Annotated in this window: 3 protein-coding genes and 1 pseudogene; 2 read left to right on the forward strand and 2 right to left on the reverse strand. The window is 57.8% G+C overall.

What is annotated here, in order from left to right; genetic code table 11:
* Window positions 1–315 precede the first annotated feature (315 nt).
* A pseudogene (locus IE122_RS17945) lies at window positions 316–548 on the reverse strand (transposase); the annotation flags it as partial.
* An 84-nt stretch (window positions 549–632) separates the two neighbouring features.
* Window positions 633–1,598 carry an aldo/keto reductase gene (locus IE122_RS17950; RefSeq protein WP_189622600.1) on the reverse strand — a complete coding sequence of 322 codons (966 nt, stop codon included), beginning with the start codon at window positions 1,596–1,598 and terminating at the stop codon, window positions 633–635.
* Between the two features lie 452 nt (window positions 1,599–2,050).
* Between IE122_RS17950 and IE122_RS17955 the strand changes: the two genes are divergently transcribed.
* On the forward strand, window positions 2,051–3,310 hold the full coding sequence (locus IE122_RS17955; protein WP_189622601.1) for a CaiB/BaiF CoA transferase family protein: 1,260 nt from the start codon (window positions 2,051–2,053) through the stop codon (window positions 3,308–3,310).
* Window positions 3,311–3,600: 290 nt separating this feature from the next.
* Complete coding sequence (locus tag IE122_RS17960; RefSeq protein WP_189622602.1) at window positions 3,601–4,833, forward strand: acyl-CoA dehydrogenase family protein; 1,233 nt, start codon at window positions 3,601–3,603, stop codon at window positions 4,831–4,833.
* The last annotated feature ends 214 nt before the right edge of the window (window positions 4,834–5,047 follow it).

The raw sequence follows: 5,047 nt of genomic DNA on the forward strand, positions 1-5,047 counted from the left end.
GCAAACGCAGTGGGCGACCTCATGCCATGGATCGCCGTGGTCTGAGCACATCGCTTACTGTCTGTCGGATTTGAACTTGGGCCCGTGCCAGTCGCGAGGCCAACCGAATCTGTGGCCAAGACCAATTGATTGAGCCAACGCGATGGTGATTGCGGCGATGCCGATAGCGGATATGAAGGTGTGGCCGCATCGGTCGTAACGACTGTGGATGCCGCGCTAATCCTCAAGCTTACCGAATGCCTCTGCCCTATATTAGCTCAAACCGACATCTTTTGACGGGCACCGCGTCAAAGCAGCCGAAACAACTGCCAAATGCCGGTACCAAACACCGGCTGTGCGCCAGCGGTTGAGCCTGTCGTAGCCGGTCGTCGAGGGGCCGTAGCGCTCGGGCAGCCCAGCCCACAGCGACGCCCCGTGCGAAACCGCCAGAGAATGCCGTTCAGGACCCGTCGATCATCGGCGCCGGGTACACCGCGCGTTTTGTTCGCGCAGCAGCAGCTCGATGATCGACCGGTCTTCTCTGGCAGTTCGCATCGCCGCCGCATCATTCTGCCACCATCGCAATGGAGACCCTAAATAACGCAAGACTGCAAACCTCAAGTCGGCTTACAAGATATCGCCTGAAATCAGCGTCAAAGCTCCACCGGCAACTGGGGCAAGTAATGTTGCTCAAGCTGTTTGACCTCGTCGTCGGAAAGCTTGAGATTGAGCGCTTCTACCGCGTCAACAAGATGGTGCGGCTTGGTCGGGCCAATTAGCGGCGAAGTCACCGTAGGATTGCTGAACACCCAAGCCATCGCGATCTGCGCCATGGGTACGCCCCGCTCACGAGCGACCTTTTCGACAGCATTCACAATCGGAATGCCTCGGTCATCGTAGAACGACTGGTAGCGATCGGAACTTGAGCGCTCTGTTGCCTCCGTCCATGGGCGAGCGAGCTTCCCTCTCGCGAGAGGACTCCAGGGAAGGCTGGCCACCTGCTGATCGGCGAGCAATGGGAACATCTCTCGCTCCTCTTCGCGCTGAAGCAGGCTGTAATGATGCTGCATCGATACGAACCGGGTCCAATTCCCCAAGTCGGCGGCATGTTGCATTTTCGCGAACTGCCAGGCCCACATCGAAGACGCACCGATATAGCGGACCTTCCCGGCCTTGATCACGTCGTGAAGGGCTTCCATCGTCTCCTCGACCGGGACATCCGGATCGAAGCGATGGATCTGGTAAAGATCGATGTAGTCGGTATTCAGCCGCTTAAGCGACAAATCGATCTGCTCGAGAATGGCGCGGCGCGACAGGCCAGACCCACCCGGCCCGGGACCTGCAGGATAGAAAAGCTTCGTGGCCAGGACAACTTCCTCGCGGCGCGTATACTTTCTGATCGCCCGGCCGACGATCTCCTCCGAGCTGCCGGCACCATAGATGTTGCCGGTATCCCATAGCGTGATGCCCAGTTCGACGGCCTGCCGGAACAGCGGCTCGGCCGCCTCATCGTTAAGCGCCCACGAATGCTCGCTGCGCTGCGGATCTCCGAAACTCAGGCAGCCAAGGGCGAGCCGGCTGACGCGCAGGCCAGACGATCCAAGTCTTGTTGTTTCCATGTGCCTCTGTCTCCCGATTTGAAGAGCGGCTTCTAGCTTCGGGTGCCGCCAGAGCGCCAGCATTCGCCCCACCCAATCCGACTTATTATCCTTGCAATAAGATGGATCCGGGCTGTCTTCCGTTTAGCATGTGTCATGTCGGGAAATTCCCAAATACTGTCTGCATGCAGCGTGGTCGGCACGGCACTCGCCGGCTACCCCTGAAATTGCGGCAAGCGGGTTATGGCCGTTGCCGTTCGACAGCCCGTCTAGTACGCCGCAGCAGGGATGCTCATTGCATTAGTAATAGAGATGCGATGGCCGGCATTACCGGTTGCGCCAAAATAAGGCAGTTGAGAAGATGCGATGAGCTAGTTGACTAAGCGGCGGCCAGCTTCGTGTACCGATTATGCCCTTGCTGCGGCGCAGGGCATTTACCATAGATATCAGGAATAAGCGGGAGGGTAAAACCGATGGATAACGTTCCGACCTTCGGTGCTCTATCGGATCTAAAGATCATCGACCTGACGCAAATGCTCGCAGGTCCTTACGGTACGATGATTCTTGCTGATCATGGTGCCACGGTGATAAAGGTTGAATCGTCTGTCGGAGACCTCTCTCGTGCCGGACAATATCGCGACGATGACACTCAGCGTGTTCTTGGCGGGTATTTTCAAAGCATCAATCGCAACAAGTTGAGTATTTGTATCGACCTGAAAACGGAGCAAGGTCGGGAGGCGCTCAAGGTACTGGTGCGCGACGCTGATGCTGTCGTGGAAAATTTTCGAGCCGGCGTCATGGATCGCCTGGGCGTCGGTTATGAAGTGCTGAAGGAAATCAATCCGCGGCTTGTCTACGGCGCATTGCGCGGTTTTGGTGATGAGCGCACAGGTGCATCGCCCTATCTTGATTGGCCGGCCTATGATGTCGTTGCCCAGGCCATGGGCGGCATCATGGCGATCACGGGCATGGATTCCGCAACGCCGACCAAAGTCGGCCCCGGTGTCGGGGATATCATTCCCGGCATGATGCTGGGATTTGGTGTGCTGGCGGCCATACATCATGCCCGGCGCACTGGTGTTGGCCAGTTTCTGGACGTGGCTATGACGGACGCCGTTCTGGCAATCTGCGAGCGCACCATCTGGCAGAACTCGATATCCGGCGCGGTGCCCGGCCCGGAGGGCAATCACCACCCGTTCCTCTGCCCCTTTGGCGTCTACCCGACCAAGGATGGGTTCGTCACTCTGGCGGCCTTCCAGGACTCGTTCTTTGCGATCCTGTGCGGCCTTCTTGACGTGCCGAAGTTGGCGGAAGATCCGCGATTTCTCACGCGGGAGGCGCGAAAGGCGCACAAGGATGACGTTATTCGCGAGCTGAGCGCGCAGACCCAGCGCTTCACCAAGCAAGAACTGACGACGCGACTTGGCGGCAAGATACCCTTCGGGCCCGTGATGAACGTCGAAGACATTGTGCATGATGAGCATTTTCAAACTCGCGAAATGATGGTGGAAGTTGAAAATCCGGGCACAGGCCCGGTAAGAATTGCAGGGGTGCCGATCAAAATGGCATCCACACCTGGCCGAGTGAGTCGTCGCGCACCCTTGCTGGGGGAGCACAATCACGAGGTACTTCGTGATGCAGGACTTTCCGAAAGTGAAATTGAGGCACTTTCGCCGACAGCCAAGTCCGGACAGCAATTGGATGCTGGCAGCATTTTGGCCACGGGAGGTTAAATCCGCCCGATTTTCTGCGAACCCGTCCCTGACAGTGTTGCGGGATCGGTGAGCGAATGCAGCTACAAGTCGGCCTTTGACCTTGAATTGAAGGCCGCAAGGTTGATTGATCGGACGATGGACGCGCATTCCAACACATGCAGTATGTCGACAAATCCGAAGATTTTCAAAATCTTATCAGGCTTATCGCTGGCGCAATATCGTCGCATCGCGTGAAGCCAAGCGCAGACCAGCTATCGAAGCCCGTTCCCGGCCTGTGAGAGCTGACCTCTAGATTAGAGAGATGACAAATGGACTTCGAATATAGTGACAAGATGAAAGAGCTTCAGGCCAAGGTGCGCGCGTTTATGGACGAGCACATCTATCCGATCGAGCACGAGTGGCTGGCTCACCAGAAAGATCCGTCCACGATGTGGACGCCTTGGCCGCAGATCGAGGATATCAAGGCAAAGGCGAAGGAGGCCGGCCTCTGGAACCTGTTCCTGCCGAAAGAATACGGCAAAATCAGTCCGGGCCTCACGACGCTTGAATACGCGCCGCTGGCGGAGGAAATGGGCCGGGTCATGGGGTCCTCGGAGTTCTTCAATTGCTCGGCGCCTGATACGGGCAACATGGAAGTTCTGGCAAAATACGGGACGCCAGAGCAGCAGGAGCGCTGGCTCAAGCCGCTGCTCGATGGTGAAATTCGCTCTGCTTTTGCGATGACCGAGCCGGACGTTGCCTCGTCCGACGCAACCAATATCGAAACGAGCATTATCCGTGACGGCGACGATTACGTCGTCAATGGGCGGAAATGGTGGATTTCGGGTGCCATGGATCCGCGCACGAAGGTCTTCATCCTGCTCGGCAAGACCCCGGATGCGGATCGAGCGCGCCACCAGCAACATTCGCAAATCCTGATCCCCGCCGACACTCCTGGAATCGAGATCGTCCGGCCGCTCAGCGTCGTCGGCTCTTTCCATGGGCCTAGCGGTCACGCCGAAATGGTGTTCCGGGACGTCCGCGTACCGAAGGAGAACCTGATCCTCGGTGAAGGACGCGGCTTCGAAGTCGCACAGGGCCGGCTTGGGCCCGGTCGGATCCATCACTGCATGCGGGCCATTGGTTTGGCGCAGCGGAGCCTGGAATATATGGCGCGGCGCGTAGAATCCCGTGTGGCATTCGGGCGCAAATTGTCGGATCAGTCGAGCATTCGTCAGGACGTAGCGCTCTCCTTTTGCGAAATTGAACAGGCGCGCCTGCTAACTCTCAAGGCGGCCGATGCGATGGATCGCCATGGCAACAAGGTGGCCAAAGACCTTATTGCGGCGATCAAGATCGTCGCGCCAAGGATGGCCCAAACGGTCATTGATCGCGCAATCCAGTCATTTGGAGGTATGGGTGTTGGACCGGACACGCCACTCGCTGCTGCCTTCGTCAACGCCCGGCATCTGCGCATCGCCGACGGCCCCGACGAAGTTCATATGTCGCAACTGGGCAAAATGAAGATTGCAAAGTTCAACGACGGTGGTCCTCACCGCTAGTCGTCCATAAAGCCACCACACACCTGGCTGCCTGCCAACTGTTCGTAAGTGCTGTGCACGTGCCGCGGCTATCGTAGCCATGAGTTCGCCGACAGCGTTGCAGGATGACCGCGGCAAGCCTGGCAAGGTTTTGGGCCAGCCATGTGTGTGGGTTGATGGTAAGCGATGTGCTCAGACCACGGCGATCCATGGCATGAGGTCGCCCACTGCGTTT

It is taken from the genome of Novosphingobium colocasiae (assembly GCF_014652555.1).
In the GTDB taxonomy this organism is placed as follows: domain Bacteria; phylum Pseudomonadota; class Alphaproteobacteria; order Sphingomonadales; family Sphingomonadaceae; genus Novosphingobium; species Novosphingobium colocasiae.

What these genes read in the sequence shown, in the direction of transcription:
- IE122_RS17950 (WP_189622600.1), bottom strand. Translation starts at nt 1,598, where the DNA reads ATGGAAACAACAAGACTTGGATCGTCTGGCCTGCGCGTCAGCCGGCTC.
- IE122_RS17960 (WP_189622602.1), top strand. Translation starts at nt 3,601, where the DNA reads ATGGACTTCGAATATAGTGACAAGATGAAAGAGCTTCAGGCCAAGGTG.
- IE122_RS17955 (WP_189622601.1), top strand. Translation starts at nt 2,051, where the DNA reads ATGGATAACGTTCCGACCTTCGGTGCTCTATCGGATCTAAAGATCATC.